We start from the raw sequence: 15,037 nt of genomic DNA, 5'->3' as shown, positions 1-15,037 counted from the left end.
CCGGCGCGTCACTCCTCCACGCTCTTTCAGGGGGCTCACATGCTCAGGGAATGCTGGCTGGTTTTGCTGCTGGCCGCGATGGCCTGTTGTGCCCAGGCAACGCCAGCGCGTCCGGCGACCAATGGCCTGGTCCTGTGGCTGGACGGCGCGGATCGGTCAACGATGTCCCTCGATCGGCAAAACCGGGTCCTGCGCTGGCACGACAAGTCGGGCAAGTCCAACCATGCGAGCGTCGACAACCCGAACGCCACGTCACTGCCGCTGCGCGTCGACAGCGCGCTCAACGGCAACGCCGTGGTGCGTTTCAGTGGCGTTTCGGCATTCGTCGGCAAACAAATTCGTGTGGCAAAGGGCCCGGCCACGGTGTTTCTGGTGTCCCGCCGGCTGCCCGAACAGGCCGGCGGCGACACCTGGCAGCGCCAGTTCAGCTCGCGCCCGCGGCTTGCCGATAACGACAACGTGGCGCCGAACTTTGCACTCAGCGTGGAGAAGAGCACAGCCTTCGCGCCAACCCTGGATTTTCTGGAACTCCATGATGTGCCCATCGGCCCCTATGCCGTGGCGCGCAACGTGGTGGGTACCACCGAAGTCTTGCGTGGCGACATCGCTGAAGTGCTGGTTTACGACCGCCCGCTGATCACTCAGAAAGAGCGCCGGGAGGTGTTCGAATACCTGGCGAACAAATGGGCGGTGACCATCCCCGGCCAAGCGGATGTCTGGACCCGGGCGGGCCCACTGGGCCCGGTGCCTCAGCAAACCCATGCCAGCCTGCCGCTGTCGGATCAGGCCAATGCCGGGCGTTGGGTGCTGGACGCGCAACTGTCCGACGACTTCAACGGCAACACCCTTGACCGTGATCGCTGGTACGTCAACAACGCCACGGGCAGCGACTCGCTGGGGCGCAAACCGGCCCTGTTCATGCCGGAAAATGCCAGCGTCGACAACGGCAATCTCGACATCGTGTTCCGCAAGCAAACCTTGCCGCAGAAGTACACGAAACTGGGCTTCAAGGATTACAGCTCGGCGATGGTGCATACCAATGAGCGGAGGTTGTACGGTTACTACGAGGCCCGGGCCAAACCGATGAATTCCGCCGGTTCCAGCGCATTCTGGCTGGCCTGGACGGGGCTGCCCGAAAACGCCACCGAAATCGATATCTTCGAAATCGGCGGCAAAACCGGAAACGGCGCTTTCGACCGACTGTACAACATGAACGCCCATGTATGGGCCACGCCGCAAAGCAGCGAACATCTGGCCAATGGCAGCACCTGGACCGCGCCCTGGCGCTTGGCCAGCACCTTTCATGTCTACGGGTTCGACTGGCAACCCGACACCCTGCGCTGGTACGTCGATGGCGTGCTGGTCAGGGAATCGAAAAACACCCACTGGCACTTCCCGATGCAAGTCGTGTTTGACAGTGAGGCCTTCTGGAAATGGTTCGGCGTCGTGGACGACGCTGACCTGCCCTCCACCTTCACAATCGATTACTTAAAGGTATGGCACCGAGGCCAGTAACCGGCGCTGATGTGTGCCTTTGCTCCCGCAGTACGCCCTTCCAGGCGGAATCAGGATTCCTTCGATTTTTGCGCAGGAGCCGGGTACCACTTGTCCCTGGGCACCCACTTTTCCTGTTGCGGATCGCCCAGGTAGTGCGGCGACATGATCTGCACGCCGTACTCGTTGAATACATCCTGGATGTTGGCGTGCAGCATGCTCAGCAGCACCGCTCGCGGCCGAGGCTGGCTGGGAATGGCCTGGGCCACCAGCCGGTATTCCGGGTAGAAGTCCGACAATGCCGTCTGGAACACCTGGGCCGGCGGCACTTCGAGAATCCCCGGCGTGCGTTTTGCGGCCTCCAGCAACATCGCCTCCACCTGCCGCCACGGCGTGTCGTAGCCGATGGTCACGACGGTGTCGACCACGTAGCCAGGGCCTTGCACTACACGCGAGTAGTTCTTGGTGACGGTGCCGGTGATCATCGAATTGGGCAGGGTCAGCACCTCGCCCAGGCCGGTGCGAATGCTGGTGGTAAACATGCCCAGTTCGGTAACCGTGCCTTCGTAGTCGCCAATGCGCACAAATTCGCCGGGGCGCAGGGTACGGGTGTAGGTCAGGATCAACCCCGCCGCCGCCTGGCCAACCACGCTGGTGGCGCCCAGGGAAATCATCAGGCCGATCAGGACCGACAAGCCTTTGAATGCATCGGTGCCGGCACCCGGCAGGTACGGATAGGCCATGGCCAGGGCAAACAGCCAGATCGCCAGGGACGTCAGGCGTTGGGTCGGTTGCAGGGTTTCATGGTTCAGCCAGCTGACGGTTCCCGGTGCAGCCATGCGCCGCAGTATCCGCCGCATGAACGCGGTTGCGCCGCGGGCGATAAAGAAGATCGCCAGCGCCACGCCCAGCCCGGGTATGGCACCGACGATCCCTTGCAGCAGATAGCCGCCGAGTTCCAACAGATAGTTATTCAGGCTTTCGCCCCAGGGACGGGTATAGGGAAAGCGTGACAGGACAAAGCCCAGCCACTCGTACGTAAACAGCGCGACGACGATCCAGCGCACCAGCTCCAGCAGGCGGCTGACCAAGGGATACAGGTAATTGGCGTCGACCAGCGGAACTTTTCCGACTTTCAGGGCCTGGGTGTGCCGATGCATCAGTTCGGGCAGTTTCTTCAGCACTCTGCGCCGCAAAAACATCATGCCGTACAGCAGAGCGATGTAAATGCCGGTGGCGAGCAACGCGGCGACTACGGAACGCAGGATCAATTGCAAGCTACGGGCTTCCCGGGATTCGGCCACGACCTGGCGCAGCCTGTCAGCCGCGGCTTCCGCGGCCTGCTGTACCGAGTCGTATTCGGTCTCGTCGAAGTCCTTGGGCGAAACGATAAAGGCGCGCCGGCTACCCAGCAGCACCATGTAGCTTTTCATGATCGGGTCGAGGGTGACATTGAGGTCGTCGGCGTCATCCAGCGCCTCACCGATCACCACTTTCGCCCGTTTGACCCGCGAGGCCGGGGCTTCACCGAGGATGGTCGCGCGAAATACCATGATGCTGCGGTTGGCCACTTTCAATTCGACGGGAGCATCAACCGCTTTAGGTGCATCCTCGGCCCACAGTTGCACCGACCAAAACATCCCGAAAACAGTAACCATTACAGCGAGCAGCCTGCTCCGCATGTGTCGGATCCTTACGTCACAAAATTCAGATCGAGGGTACGTATCGCAGCGTAGTTCACCGATGAACGGTTGTCAGATTAGAGCTACAGGCAGTTTCCTTATCCGCCTGCTTCCTTGAAACAGCGAGCTCGGGGATCCTGTAGGAGCGAGCTTGCTCGCGATAAACCGGAGAGCACCGCGGGGCACCTGCCAACCAGCGTTATCGTTGACGACCATCGCGAGCAAGCTCGCTCCTACAGTGTGTTCCGTACCTGACTCAAGGGTTGACCTGATAACCCTTGCCCTGCAAACAGCTGCTGTAGGCCGACGCGGTATTCGTCTGGGTGGTTTTCGCATCCGCCCGGCGTTCCTGGCGTTGACGTGAACCACCGACCACAGCGCCGGCCGCTGCCGTCGACTTGGCGCGGTTCTGGCGATAGTCCTGTTTCGTGTCATCGTCGACGCGGTCATAAGCCTCGTCATGCTGATTGCCGCGTACCTGGGCAGCCGTTGCGCCAGCGGCGGCCCCCACAGCGGCACCCTTGACCCTCCCGCCGGAAGGCGTGGAAGCCGTCGAGGCGCTTTGGCTGGCGGCGATGCTGTTGCATTCGTTGATGTCGGCCTGGGTTTGTTGCGAACTTTGCCCTTTCATCGGAACCACCGATTGCGCCCATCCCGGGGCACTGAGAACCGACAAGGCAAGGCACAGACTGATGGGTGACAACCTTTTCATGATGACCTCCGACAGGCTTGCCACAACGGGCAAGCCTTTGGGTCGACTGGCGGCGGCAAGCGACGCCATGCGTCGCCTGCCGATCGGGTGGAGCAACTGAAAAGTGTAGTTCAATGGCTCCGCTGAGAAGGACTTCCGAACAAGCGGTGGGTGTTGTGTAGGAGTGAGCCTGCTCGCGATGGCGGTCGACCAGCCAGCATCTATGTTGGGAGTCCTTGCGCCATCGCGAGCAGGCTCGCTCCCACAGGGGTTGGGGTGTTAGTCAGGCATTGGTGGTCAGTGGATAGAGCTTGTCATCAAACTGCGCCAACTTCGGAAACACCAACGGCTGATCATCACTCAGATGCTGCAGCCGCTGGCCGTAATCAACCAGAAATTGCTGGCGCGCTTCGTCGCTGATGTACGGCACATGCCAGGCCACGAACGGTTCCAGCACATCGAACCCGACGTAAGCCAGGGTGCCACGCAGGATCGGCCGCAGCATGTCCTCTAGCGGGCCATGAATCGCGCCTTCGCCGAACATGTGTTCGCGCCCGCCCAGGGTCACGGTCACCAGTGCCTTCTTCCCAGCCAATCCGCCCTGATCGTAAAAGCGTTTGCCGCCGTAGCAGATGCCGGACACCAGCACCCGGTCGATCCAGCCCTTGAGCATCGCCGGGGTGGAGAACCAGAAGATCGGGAAGTTGAGGATCAGCAGGTCGGCCCACAGCAGTTTGTCCAGCTCGGCCTGGATGTCCGGCGCCAGCGACTGGCTCTTCACGCCCAGGCGTTGTTCCAGGGCATAGACCAGGTACTCGGGGTTTTCCCGATTCGAGAAGTCTGCGTCACTGGCCACCGGGTTCCAGTTCATTTTGTACAGGTCGCTGACCTGCACCTCGTGGCCCTGGGCTTCGAGGGTGGCGACAGCCTGGTCCCGCAGGGCGGCGGTGAAGGATTGCGGTTCCGGGTGAGCGTGGACGATCAGTACTTTCATGGTGGTTCCTTAGACTTTTTCCGGCGTATCGGTTGAAGGTGTGGAGTCGCAACATCGTGGGTGATGAACAGTTTGAGTCGCCAACCGTCACACCTGGATCGCCTTCACTTCGACGAACTCGTTCAGCCCCTCCTCACCCCATTCGCGACCGTTACCCGACTGTTTGTAGCCACCGAACGGCGCGTGATAATTGAACGCCGCACCGTTGAGGAAGCACTGACCGGCGCGCATCTGCCGTCCCAGGTGCAAGGCGCGTTCGGCACTGCCGGCCCAGACGCCACTGGATAAGCCGAACGGCGAGTCGTTGGCGATCTGGATCGCTTGCGCCTCATCGGTGTAGGGAATCAGGCACAGCACGGGGCCGAAGATTTCTTCCTGGGCAATGCGCATGCGGTTGTCGACATCGGCGAACAGCGTCGGGCTGACATGGAAGCCGCGCCCCGGCATGTCACCGCCGCACAGCAGGCGAGCGCCTTCCTGCTGGCCAACCTTGATGTAGTCGAGCACGGTGCGTTTTTGCCCGGCCGAACACATCGGGCCGAGGAAGCTTTGCGGGTCGAGGGGATCGCCCATGCGCAGGCTCAGGGTTTGCGCCAGCGCCACTTCCACAGCCTCGGCGTAGCGGCTGGCCGGCAGCAGCATGCGGGTCAACGCGGTGCAGGTCTGGCCGGAATTGATCATCACGTCCTGCACGCCGTAGCGCACGGCCGCTGCCAGATCCGCATCCTCGGCGATCAGCAGCGGCGACTTGCCGCCCAGTTCCAGGCACACGCGCTTGACCGAAGGTGCCGCCGCTTGCGCAACCCGAACCCCGGCGCCGGTGGATCCGGTGAACGACACCATGTCCACGTCCGGGTGCTTGGCCAGCGCTTCGCCGACTTTCGAGCCCGGACCGCTGACCAGGTTGAACACCCCGGCCGGCAGGCCGATGTCCTCGATCATTTGCGCCAACAGGAAGGCATGCAGCGGAGTTTCCTGGCTCGGTTTGACCACCACGGTGCAACCGGCGGCCAGTGCCGGGGCCAGTTTGCCGATCAATTGGTGCAGCGGGTAATTCCACGGGTTGATGAACGCGCAGACACCCACGGCCTCGCGGATCACCAGCGAATTGCCGACTTCGCGCACCTCGTCCATGAGATGAGCCAGTTCGACGTATTGCTCAAGGCCAGTGATCGGCCCATCGACCTGCACCGAACGGCACCATTGCACCGGCATGCCCAGCTCCATGGTGATGACCGAGGCCATCTCATCGGCACGCTTGCGCAGTTGATCGGCCAGTGCACGGATATAGCCCGCACGCACGCTGGACGGCGTGCGCGACCATGAATCGAAGGCCCGGCGTGCAGCCGCCACGGCGTTTTCGACATCGAGTTCATCACCCAGCGGCACGCTGCCGCACACTTGCCCGGTGGCCGGGTTGATCACCTCGGCGATGCCCTGCCCCGAAGGTTTCTGCCAGCGACCATCAATAAACAACGCCTTGTGGTTAAGCATATAGCTGAGCCTCCATCAGTTCTTGAGCACAACGGGCAATGCGCTGGCAGGCATCGCGCAGCGGTTCGGCGCCGACCACCAGACCGAGGCGAATATGCCCCGCCGCGCTCGGACCAAAGGCCTCGCCAGCCAGTACCGACACGCCGTGGCGATCCAGCAGACGGTCGGCAAACGCCTGGGCGCTGAGCCCGGTCTGGCGGATATCGAGCATCACGAACATCCCGCCATCGGGTTTCAACGGCCGCACGCCGGGGCAATCGGCCAGGCTGTCGCACACCAGATCACGACGCTGGCGATACGCTTCGCGCATGGCTTCGAGCTCTGGCAGGTTGCTTTCCAGGGCCACCACGGCGGCGTCCTGAATGAAATCCGGCGAGCCGTAGAGCATGCACAACGCGAGGTTTTCCAGGTGCGCGGCCAGGGATGGCGGCGCCACCACCCAGCCGACGCGCCAGCCGGTCATGGCGTGGGATTTCGACAGGCTGTTGAGGGTCGCGGTGCGCTCGGCCATGCCCGGCAGGCTCGCCGGGCTGACGTGCTCGCCGTCGAACAGCAATTCGCTGTAGACCTCATCGGAAATCAGCCACAGGTCGTGGCCGATGCACAGTTCAGCCAAAGCAGCCCAGGTGCTGCGCGGCAGACTCGCGCCTGACGGGTTGTGCGGGCTGTTCAGTGCCAAGGCACGGGTACGCGCAGTGATACGCGCGGCGACATCTTCTGGCAACACGCGAAAACCGTTTTCCGAGTGCACCGGCACCGGCACCACCACGGCACCGCAGGCACCGAACACCGCTTCGTAGGTGACGTACATCGGTTCGGCGACGATCACTTCGTCACCTGGATTGAGCACGCATTGGGCCACGCTGAACAATGCACATTGCGCCCCGGCCAGCACGGTGACCTGATCGGCCGAAACGGATTGGCCGCTGCGCTGTTGATAACGCCTGGCAATGGCTTCACGCAGGGCACGCTTGCCGCGCACCTCGGCATAGTGAGTGTTGCCGCTCAGCAGGCTGTCGATGGCGCCCTGCACGATGGGCTGTGGCGTGTCGAAATCCGGGTCGCCCACGGACAACAGCAGAATGTCTTCACCCTGCTCGCGCAGCGCCAGGGCGCGGTAGTGAATATCCCACGCGGCGGCGCCGTCACCGGCGATTCGTTGAGTCAGATCGGAAAAGCGCATGGCTTCATCCCCTTAATATGCAGATCAATGCGCGCAGGCATGCTTGAGTTCGATCAGGGTCACGCCGTTACGCTTGAAGCCATGGCGCAGGTCGGTCTGCAACTCGGCCAGGCTTTGCGGTTGAGTCACGGTGCAGCCGAACGCACGTGCGAGGGCGGCGAAATCCGGGTTGCGCGGCAACACGCCGATGGGCTCGATGTCGAGGCCGAGCATGTCGTCACGGATCTGCCCCAGCGCGTCGTTGTTCCACAGCAGCACCACCAGCGGGCTCTCCAGTTCTTCAACAGCCGTGGCCAGTTCCTGGGCGGTGTAGAGGAAACCACCGTCGCCCACCAGCACCAGGCCCGGCCGCTGCGGCGCGCCGAACTTGGCGCCGATGCCGGCCGGCAGGCCGTAACCCAAGGTGCCGTAGCCGGTGGGGTGCAGCCAACTGCGGATCGCCAGGCTGTCGAAGGCGTAGTTGCCGGTGTAGGCCAGTTGGGTCATGTCGGTGCTGATGAACGCGTTGTCCGGCAGCTCCGTGGCGATACGGTCGAGAATCGATTGATGAATGGACTGCAACGGTCCATGGCTGGCCTTGACCGCTTCGCGCAGGGCGACAACCGAGGCAATGGCGGCGCCAGCGTCGCGCACGTCGGTGGGCAAACGCTCAAGCAACCCACTGAGGGTTTGTTGTGCATCGCCATGCAACGCCACCGCGCACGGGTAGAAGTCGTTGAACTTGCGCGGGTCGATGTCGACGCGCAGCAGCTCGGCATTGAGCGGCAGGCGTTCACGCCAGTAGTCGGTGTCGGCCATTTCGGTGCCGACCGCCAGCACCACGTCGGCCTCGGCGATGAGGTTCCAGCCCGGCTCCACACACAGGGATGAGCCGGCGTTGAGTGGCGCATCCGGCGGTAGCAAGCCCTTGCCGGCGACGCTGGTGAACAGCGGCGCAGCGAGTCGGGTGCTGATGTCCTGTAGCTGCGAAGTGGCATTGAGCGCACCACCACCGGCGATGATCATCGGCCGCTTGGCAGCCTTCAGTTTGGCCACAGCTTGATCGATGGCGGTAACGGATGCCGGGCCACGACCCGGACGACGCACTACGTCGTTGCTCCAGTCACGAGCGATCGGCGCTGACAACACGTCCAGCGGCACCGAGATGTGCACCGGGCGCGGGCGCTCGCTGTCGAACACCGCGTAGGCACGGGCGATCAGTTCCGGCAGATCTTCGGCGGTCAGCGCCACTGCGGAGAACGCAGTAATCGGCGCGGTCATCGCACGCTGGTCCTGACATTCGTGCAGGCTGCCCCAGCCCTTGCCAAGGCTGGCGCTGTGGTTGACGCTGGAAATCACCAGCATCGGAATCGAGTCAGCGTAGGCCTGGCCGATGCCGGTGGCGGCGTTGGTCACGCCGGGGCCGGTAATGACGAAACACACACCGGGTTTGCCGCTGACCCGGGCATAGCCGTCGGCCATGAAGCTGGCGCCCTGCTCATGACGGGTCAAGACGTGGCGGATGCCGCTGCCGGGCAAGCCGCGATACAGCTCCAGGGTGTGTACGCCGGGGATGCCGAACACGGTATCGACGCCGTAGTTGGCCAACAGACGCACCAGGGCCTGGCCACCGGTCAAGGATTTGCTTTGCATATTCATGTCCTCACTCGTGGCCGAGGCGAATCAACGCATCGACCGCAGTCGTGCCTTGGGCACCGACCAACAATGGGTTCACATCGAGTTCCAGCAGGTGTGCGGAGGTCTCGCAGGCGTAATCGGCCACGGCGCGGATCGCGGTCACCAAGGCGTCCAGGTCAGCAGACTCGCGTCCACGGAAACCTTGCAGCAACGGCGCGCTGCGCAGACTGAGCAAGGCGTTGCGGATCGCGCCGTCGGTGGTCGGCAGCAACAGGCTGCGACTGTCCTTGAGCAACTCCACCAGAATGCCGCCGGCACCGATCACCAGCGCGAGGCCGAAATCGTTTTCGCGTTTGATGCCGACGATCAGCTCAGCCAGTGGCGGCTTGGCCATGGGTTCAAGCAACAGTTGATCGAACACTACGCCCGGGGCGTAGGCGGCAATGCTGGCGCGCATCTTCTCCAGTGCAGCGCCCAATGCCGCGCCGTCCTTGAGGTTCAGCGCCACGGCACCGGCCTCGGTCTTGTGTGGCAGTTGAGCGCTGACCGCTTTGAGTACCAGCGGATAACCCAATGCTTCGGCATCCTTCAGGGCCTTGTCCGGGGTGCTCAATACGCCATTTGGCGTTGGCAGGCCAAAGGCTTTCAACGCCTGTTTGGAGTTCCACTCATTGAGCAAACACCCCTCACCTTCCAGCGCTTGCGGGCATAACGGCACCAATGCTGATTCGCCCAAGGCCAGCAAGGCCTGGCGGTTGCGCTGATAACCGGCGATGCGACCCCACGCGGCCAGGCCATCTTCAACGCCTTGCAACGCCGCGACACCCTGCGCGTGCAAACGCTCGCGGGCATGGGGCGGCAGCAACTCGGGGAAGGCCGAAGTGACAAAACCGGTCTTGCCGTGGCGTTGCAGTGCCGCGCAGTACAACTCCAGCAGCAGGTCGCACTCCTTGCGCTCGCCGGTGAACTCCGACGGGTAGTCGAGCACCAGCATCGCCGCATCGGCTTCGGTGCGCAGCGCGCTGTCGAGCATGCGGTTCAAGGCTTCGCCGTCGCCCCAGATCGCCGTGGTGAAATCCAGCGGGTTGACCAGGTTGGCGTAGCTCGGCAGCACTTGCGCGAGTTCGCCGACCTGTCCTTGATCGAGTTTCGGCAGGCCCAGGTCGTTGCGTTCGGCGTAGTCGGCAATCAACCCGGCGTCGCCACCGGAGCAGGCCAGCGCGATCAGGCTGTTGCCCGCCGGCAGATTGCCGCAAGCCGCGGCTTTGAGGGTTTCGACAAAACTCACCGGGCCGCTGACGCGGATCACCCCGAGACGGTCGAACAACGCGTCGTACAGCGCATCGGAACCGGACAGCGAACTGGTGTGACTCAAGGCCAGTTCGGCGCCGATCTGCGACACGCCGGTTTTCAAGGCAATGATCGGGACGCCCTTCTCCAGTGCCTTGTGCGCGGCGCGGGCAAAACCCGGCACGTTCTTCAGGCCTTCCAGATGCAGGCCGATGGCGGTGACGCGCGGCTCGTCGAGCAACACGTCCATCAGTTCAGCGACACCCAGTTGCGCCTGATTGCCGACCGAGGCCATGTAGGCCACCGGCAGCGAACGGTCGCTCATGGACAGGTTGTAGGCGAAGTTGCCGCTCTGGGTCAGCACCGCCACGCCCTTCTCCACTGCCTTGCCGCCATGGGCCACCGGCCACAGCGCACAACTGTGCAGGTAGTCGAGCAGGCCGTAGCAGTTGGGGCCGAGCAAGGCCATGTCGCCAGCGGCCTTTAGCAGTCGCTGTTGCAGGGCCTGGCCTTCGGCGCCGGTTTCGGCGAAGCCCGAGGCGTAGCAGATCGCGCCGCCCGCGCCGATGGCGGCCAGTTCGGCGACGCAGGTCAGGGTCAGTTCGCGGTTGGTGGCGATGAACACGGCGTCCGGGCCGCAAGGCAACTCGGCCACGCTGCGCACGCACGGCACACCTTCAAGGCTGTCGTGTTGCGGGTTGACCAGCCACATCTGCCCTTGGTAGCCACCCTCGGCACAGCGCTTGAGGGCGCGGGCCATGTTGCGGCCGCCGACGAACGCCACGTGTTGCGGCGCGAGCATGCGTTTGAGGTTGTCACGAATGGTTTGGGACATGGGAATTCTCCGGGCCGATCAGCGCAACAGCGGCCGCAGCAGCTCGCGGGAAATGATGTGGCGCTGGATTTCCGAGGTGCCTTCCCAGATCCGTTCGATCCGCGCGTTGCGCCAGATGCGCTCCACCGGTCCTTCGTCCATCAGGCCCATGCCGCCGAAAATCTGCACCGCTTCATCGGCGGCACGACCGAGCACTTCACTGGCGAACAGCTTGGCCATGCCGGCCTCGCCATCGGTCATGGTGCCCTGGTCCATTTTCCACGCGGTGTGCAGGGTCAGCAGTTCGGCGGCACGGATTTGCGTGGCCATGTCCGCGAGCTTGAACGACACGCCCTGGTAGGTGCCGATCGGCTGGCCGAATTGCTTGCGGTCTGCCGCCCATTGCAAGGACACGTCCAGTGCGCGCTGGGCCTGACCGACGCAGTTGGCCGCCACCATCACCCGGCCGGCGGTCAGCCAGGCGTTGGCCACTTCCCACCCCTTGCCGACTTCGCCCAGCACTTTGCTGGCCGGTACGCGGCAGTCGTCGAAGAACATTTCGAAGGTGTGATAACCCCGGTTGCTCACGCACTTGGGCCCACGGCGAATGGTCATGCCCGGGGTATTGCGGTCGACCAGGAACGAGGTCACGGCGTTGCGCTTTTTGCCGTTGTGTTCGTAGGTGTCGGTCACGGCGAAGACAATGGCGAAATCGGCATGGCCGGCGTGGCTGATGAAATGCTTGCTGCCGTTGAGAATGAAGTCGTCGCCTTCACGCACGGCGCGGGTCTTGATCGCGTTGGCGTCGGAACCGGCACCCGGTTCGGTCAGGGCAAAGCAGTCGATCTTTTCACCCTGGATACACGGCAACAGGTAGTCGTTGATCTGGTCGCCGGTGCAGGCCATGAGGATTTTCGACGGACGCGCGACGAACACGTGCAGCGCCCAGGACACCTTGGACAGCTCACGTTCGATCAGCGCCTGGGACAGATAGTCCAGGCCACCACCGCCCACTTCTTCGGGCATGTTGAAGGCGTAGAAACCGGCGGCGATCGCCTTGCCGCGAATCTGCGCCGCCAGTTCCGGGGAGACCTCGTCGGCGCGGTCGACCTGCTCTTCATAGGGCAGCAGTTCCTTCTCGACGAAGCTGCGTACCGAGTCCACCAACATTTCTTGTTCTTGGGTCAGTTGGAAATTCATGGTGCTACCTGTTGTTCGTGTTCTGGGAGATGGAGAGGAATCAACGACCGATGAAGCGTGCCGGGCGTTTTTCCATGGCGGCACGCAGGGCTTCGTTGCCGTCTTCGCTGCGACCGCAGAGCAGGCCGGCGGCGAGTTCGGCTTGCAGTTGCTCGGCCAGGCTGCGTTCGGCGCCTTCACGCATGAGTTTTTTGGTCTGGGCGAAGGCGAAGGTCGGGCCGGCGGCCAGGCGTGCGGCGAGTTCGCTGGCCGCAGTCAGCAGTTGATCGTCAGCGCAGACGTCACTGACCAGTCCGGCACTCAGGGCACGGTCGGCGCCCCACAACTCGTCGAGGAACAGCAGGCGCTTGGCCTGCTCGCTGCCGATCAAACGCGGCAGGTGCCAACTGGCGCCGGCATCCGGCGAGTACGCCATGCTGGTATAGCCGGCCTTGAAGCGTGCCGATTGCCCGGCGATGCGCAGGTCGCAGCACAGGGTCAGGTCCATCCCGGCGCCGACGGCGGTGCCGTTGATGGCGGCGATGGTGGGTTTTTCCAGGCTGTGCAGGCGGGTCATCAGGGCGTGGGCGGTTTCGGTCCAGCCGTAGGTTTCCAGGGCGCCCCGGGCTTCGGCATCCGCCCATTCATCGAGGTCGGCGCCGGCGCAGAAGCTGCGGCCACTGCCCGTCAATACCACCACGCGCACCGCCGGATCGGCATTGAAAGCGTCGAGCAAGCCGTGCAGGTTTTTCAGCGTCGGAATGTCCAGCGCATTGCGCTGGGCAGTGCGATTGAGGGTGATCCAGGCAACGCCTGCTTCGACCTGGCTGAGCAGCGACGATTGAGTGGTCATGGGAATCCTCGAATTATTGTGATGGGTCTGAGGTGATGCGACTTGAGGCCATACTAAACGAGTGTTCAGTAAGGCGACAATCGGCGGAGAAATGAGCTGTAACAAGCTAAAAAATCGTGTAACACATTGGTTTTATTGAATTATTTATAGATGGGCGAGCGTAAGCCGCTGGCGCTGTTACAACTTCGAACAACTGGTGACAGGTGATGTTGAACCTGGTACCGCCATCGCGAGCAAGCTCGCTCCCACAGGGAATGTGCTGGATTGAAGGAATTACACAGTCGGCAAGCTCGGCGCCAACACGCCTTGACGCTTGCGATGGATCAGGAAGTACGCGCCATAGCACAGTGCAATGAATCCAAAGCCCCAATACAGCGACGGACGCTGGGTTTCATCCAGGGCCAGGAACACGAACAGCGAGCAGCACAGCGTGATGCACATCAGCGGCAATACCGGGAACCACGGTGCGCGGTACTTCAGGTCGCTGAGTTTGCCGCCGTCACGCAGATACGCCTTGCGGAACTTGTACTGCGCCAGCGCGATGACAATCCAGGTCACGGTGCCGGCCATGCCGCTCACCGCCATCAACACCATGAACAAGGTGTCGGCGGCGACGAAGCTGGTCATCAACGACACCAGCGCGAAGCACAAGGTGATGCTCAAGGCGCGCAGCGGCACGCCACGCTTGCTCAGCGGTGAAAGACTTTTCGGCGCCATGCCGGTTTTCGACATCGCCCACAGAATGCGCGTCGAGGCATACAGGCCGGAGTTGCCCACCGACAGGATCGCCGTGAGGATCACGAAGTTCATCAGGTCGGCGGCGTAGGGAATGCCGACCATGTCGAACACCTGCACGAACGGGCTTTCCATCAGGCCCGCCTGCTGCCACGGCACGATGGCCGACAGCACGATAATCGCCAGCACGTAGAAGATCAGCACGCGGAACACCACGTTGCGCACGGCGCGGGGAATGCTCTTTTCCGGCTGATCGGTTTCACCGGCGGCCACGCCCATGATCTCGCAACCCTGGAACGCGTAGACCACGGTCATCATCACCGCGAACACCGCCGACAAGCCATTGGGGAACAGCGAGTCGCCGATCAGGTTGGTCGCCATCGGTGCCGGTGCGCCGCTGCTCAGGGGCATCACGCCGAGGATCACCAGCACGCCGACCACGATGAAGCCGAGAATCGCCGCGACCTTGATCCCCGAAAACCAGTATTCCGCCTCACCGAAAGCGCGGGTCGCCATGGCATTGATACCGAACAGCACCACCACGAACAGCGCCGACCAGTACCAGATCGGCACCGTCGGGAACCAGCGGGTCATCAGCATGCCGGCGGCGGTGAACTCCAGGCCGACGGTGGTGGCCCAGCTCATCCAGTACACCCAGCCGATCATGAACCCGGTGGCCGGGCCGATGTATTTGGTGGCGTGGGTCTGGAACGAGCCCGACACCGGCATCTGCACCGACAGTTCGCCCAGGCAGACCATCACCAGGTACATCAGGAAACCCGCGACCAGGTATGCCAAGATCGCCCCCACCGGGCCGCCCTGATTGATGGTCACACCGGAGCCCATGAACAACCCGGTGCCGATGACGCCGCCCAGCGACAGCATGAAGATGTGACGGCTCTTGAGGGCACGGGTCAGCTGGATGCCTTTATGATCAGTGCTGCGATCAGTATTTTCGTTCATGTCGGCACCTCAGCAGTCAATGAGGTGTGCAGCGCGCGACAGGACGTC

11 protein-coding genes are annotated in these 15,037 nt (G+C 62.9%); 1 reads left to right on the top strand and 10 read right to left on the bottom strand.

Translation table 11 applies throughout. The annotated features are described in order from the left end of the window. Nucleotides 1-39 precede the first annotated feature (39 nt). On the top strand, nucleotides 40-1,515 hold the full coding sequence (locus AC1DXW_RS23310; RefSeq protein WP_477760502.1) for a family 16 glycosylhydrolase: 1,476 nt from the start codon (nucleotides 40-42) through the stop codon (nucleotides 1,513-1,515). 50 nt (nucleotides 1,516-1,565) lie between these two features. Here the strand turns inward: AC1DXW_RS23310 and AC1DXW_RS23305 are convergent, their stop codons facing one another. The 10 genes from AC1DXW_RS23305 to AC1DXW_RS23260 form a co-directional block, all read right to left on the bottom strand. Continuing rightward, nucleotides 1,566-3,176, bottom strand: coding sequence for a mechanosensitive ion channel family protein (locus tag AC1DXW_RS23305; protein ID WP_477760501.1), 1,611 nt, complete (start codon nucleotides 3,174-3,176; stop codon nucleotides 1,566-1,568). 256 nt (nucleotides 3,177-3,432) lie between these two features. Continuing rightward, nucleotides 3,433-3,888, bottom strand: coding sequence for a hypothetical protein (locus tag AC1DXW_RS23300; protein WP_477753776.1), 456 nt, complete (start codon nucleotides 3,886-3,888; stop codon nucleotides 3,433-3,435). Nucleotides 3,889-4,150: 262 nt separating this feature from the next. Further along, entirely contained in the window at nucleotides 4,151-4,861 is a 711-nt protein-coding gene (locus tag AC1DXW_RS23295) for an NAD(P)H-dependent oxidoreductase (protein WP_477753775.1), read from the bottom strand. Between the two features lie 87 nt (nucleotides 4,862-4,948). Continuing rightward, on the bottom strand, nucleotides 4,949-6,355 hold the full coding sequence (locus AC1DXW_RS23290; RefSeq protein ID WP_477760500.1) for an aldehyde dehydrogenase family protein: 1,407 nt from the start codon (nucleotides 6,353-6,355) through the stop codon (nucleotides 4,949-4,951). Next, nucleotides 6,348-7,538: a pyridoxal phosphate-dependent aminotransferase gene (locus AC1DXW_RS23285; protein ID WP_477753773.1), complete on the bottom strand. Its 1,191-nt coding sequence runs from the start codon at nucleotides 7,536-7,538 to the stop codon at nucleotides 6,348-6,350. The genes AC1DXW_RS23290 and AC1DXW_RS23285 overlap by 8 nt, the downstream gene beginning before the upstream one ends. A gap of 24 nt (nucleotides 7,539-7,562) precedes the next feature. Next, on the bottom strand, nucleotides 7,563-9,170 hold the full coding sequence (locus AC1DXW_RS23280) for a 5-guanidino-2-oxopentanoate decarboxylase (protein WP_477753781.1): 1,608 nt from the start codon (nucleotides 9,168-9,170) through the stop codon (nucleotides 7,563-7,565). A gap of 10 nt (nucleotides 9,171-9,180) precedes the next feature. Next, nucleotides 9,181-11,280: an acetate--CoA ligase family protein gene (locus AC1DXW_RS23275; protein ID WP_477760499.1), complete on the bottom strand. Its 2,100-nt coding sequence runs from the start codon at nucleotides 11,278-11,280 to the stop codon at nucleotides 9,181-9,183. Nucleotides 11,281-11,298: 18 nt separating this feature from the next. Beyond that, a complete protein-coding gene (locus tag AC1DXW_RS23270; RefSeq protein WP_108215771.1) occupies nucleotides 11,299-12,459 on the bottom strand; it encodes an acyl-CoA dehydrogenase family protein in 1,161 nt (386 codons plus the stop codon). A 40-nt stretch (nucleotides 12,460-12,499) separates the two neighbouring features. Beyond that, nucleotides 12,500-13,291 carry an enoyl-CoA hydratase/isomerase family protein gene (locus AC1DXW_RS23265; protein ID WP_477753771.1) on the bottom strand — a complete coding sequence of 264 codons (792 nt, stop codon included), beginning with the start codon at nucleotides 13,289-13,291 and terminating at the stop codon, nucleotides 12,500-12,502. A 273-nt stretch (nucleotides 13,292-13,564) separates the two neighbouring features. After that, nucleotides 13,565-14,989 (bottom strand): amino acid permease, encoded by a 1,425-nt coding sequence (locus AC1DXW_RS23260; RefSeq protein ID WP_477753770.1) that lies wholly within the window; start codon nucleotides 14,987-14,989, stop codon nucleotides 13,565-13,567. Nucleotides 14,990-15,037 lie beyond the last annotated feature (48 nt).

The sequence above is a fragment of the Pseudomonas sp. P4_C4 genome, from assembly GCF_056402055.1.
The sequence above is the reverse complement of the archived record's forward strand: the minus strand, read 5'-3'. Positions and strand labels throughout refer to the sequence as shown.

Excerpts from the sequence above, each read along its gene's own strand:
- AC1DXW_RS23300 (WP_477753776.1), bottom strand. The coding sequence starts at position 3,888 with ATGAAAAGGTTGTCACCCATCAGTCTGTGCCTTGCCTTGTCGGTTCTC.
- AC1DXW_RS23280 (WP_477753781.1), bottom strand. The coding sequence starts at position 9,170 with ATGCAAAGCAAATCCTTGACCGGTGGCCAGGCCCTGGTGCGTCTGTTG.
- AC1DXW_RS23265 (WP_477753771.1), bottom strand. The coding sequence starts at position 13,291 with ATGACCACTCAATCGTCGCTGCTCAGCCAGGTCGAAGCAGGCGTTGCC.
- AC1DXW_RS23295 (WP_477753775.1), bottom strand. The coding sequence starts at position 4,861 with ATGAAAGTACTGATCGTCCACGCTCACCCGGAACCGCAATCCTTCACC.
- AC1DXW_RS23275 (WP_477760499.1), bottom strand. The coding sequence starts at position 11,280 with ATGTCCCAAACCATTCGTGACAACCTCAAACGCATGCTCGCGCCGCAA.
- AC1DXW_RS23290 (WP_477760500.1), bottom strand. The coding sequence starts at position 6,355 with ATGCTTAACCACAAGGCGTTGTTTATTGATGGTCGCTGGCAGAAACCT.
- AC1DXW_RS23285 (WP_477753773.1), bottom strand. The coding sequence starts at position 7,538 with ATGCGCTTTTCCGATCTGACTCAACGAATCGCCGGTGACGGCGCCGCC.
- AC1DXW_RS23260 (WP_477753770.1), bottom strand. The coding sequence starts at position 14,989 with ATGAACGAAAATACTGATCGCAGCACTGATCATAAAGGCATCCAGCTG.
- AC1DXW_RS23305 (WP_477760501.1), bottom strand. The coding sequence starts at position 3,176 with ATGCGGAGCAGGCTGCTCGCTGTAATGGTTACTGTTTTCGGGATGTTT.
- AC1DXW_RS23310 (WP_477760502.1), top strand. The coding sequence starts at position 40 with ATGCTCAGGGAATGCTGGCTGGTTTTGCTGCTGGCCGCGATGGCCTGT.
- AC1DXW_RS23270 (WP_108215771.1), bottom strand. The coding sequence starts at position 12,459 with ATGAATTTCCAACTGACCCAAGAACAAGAAATGTTGGTGGACTCGGTA.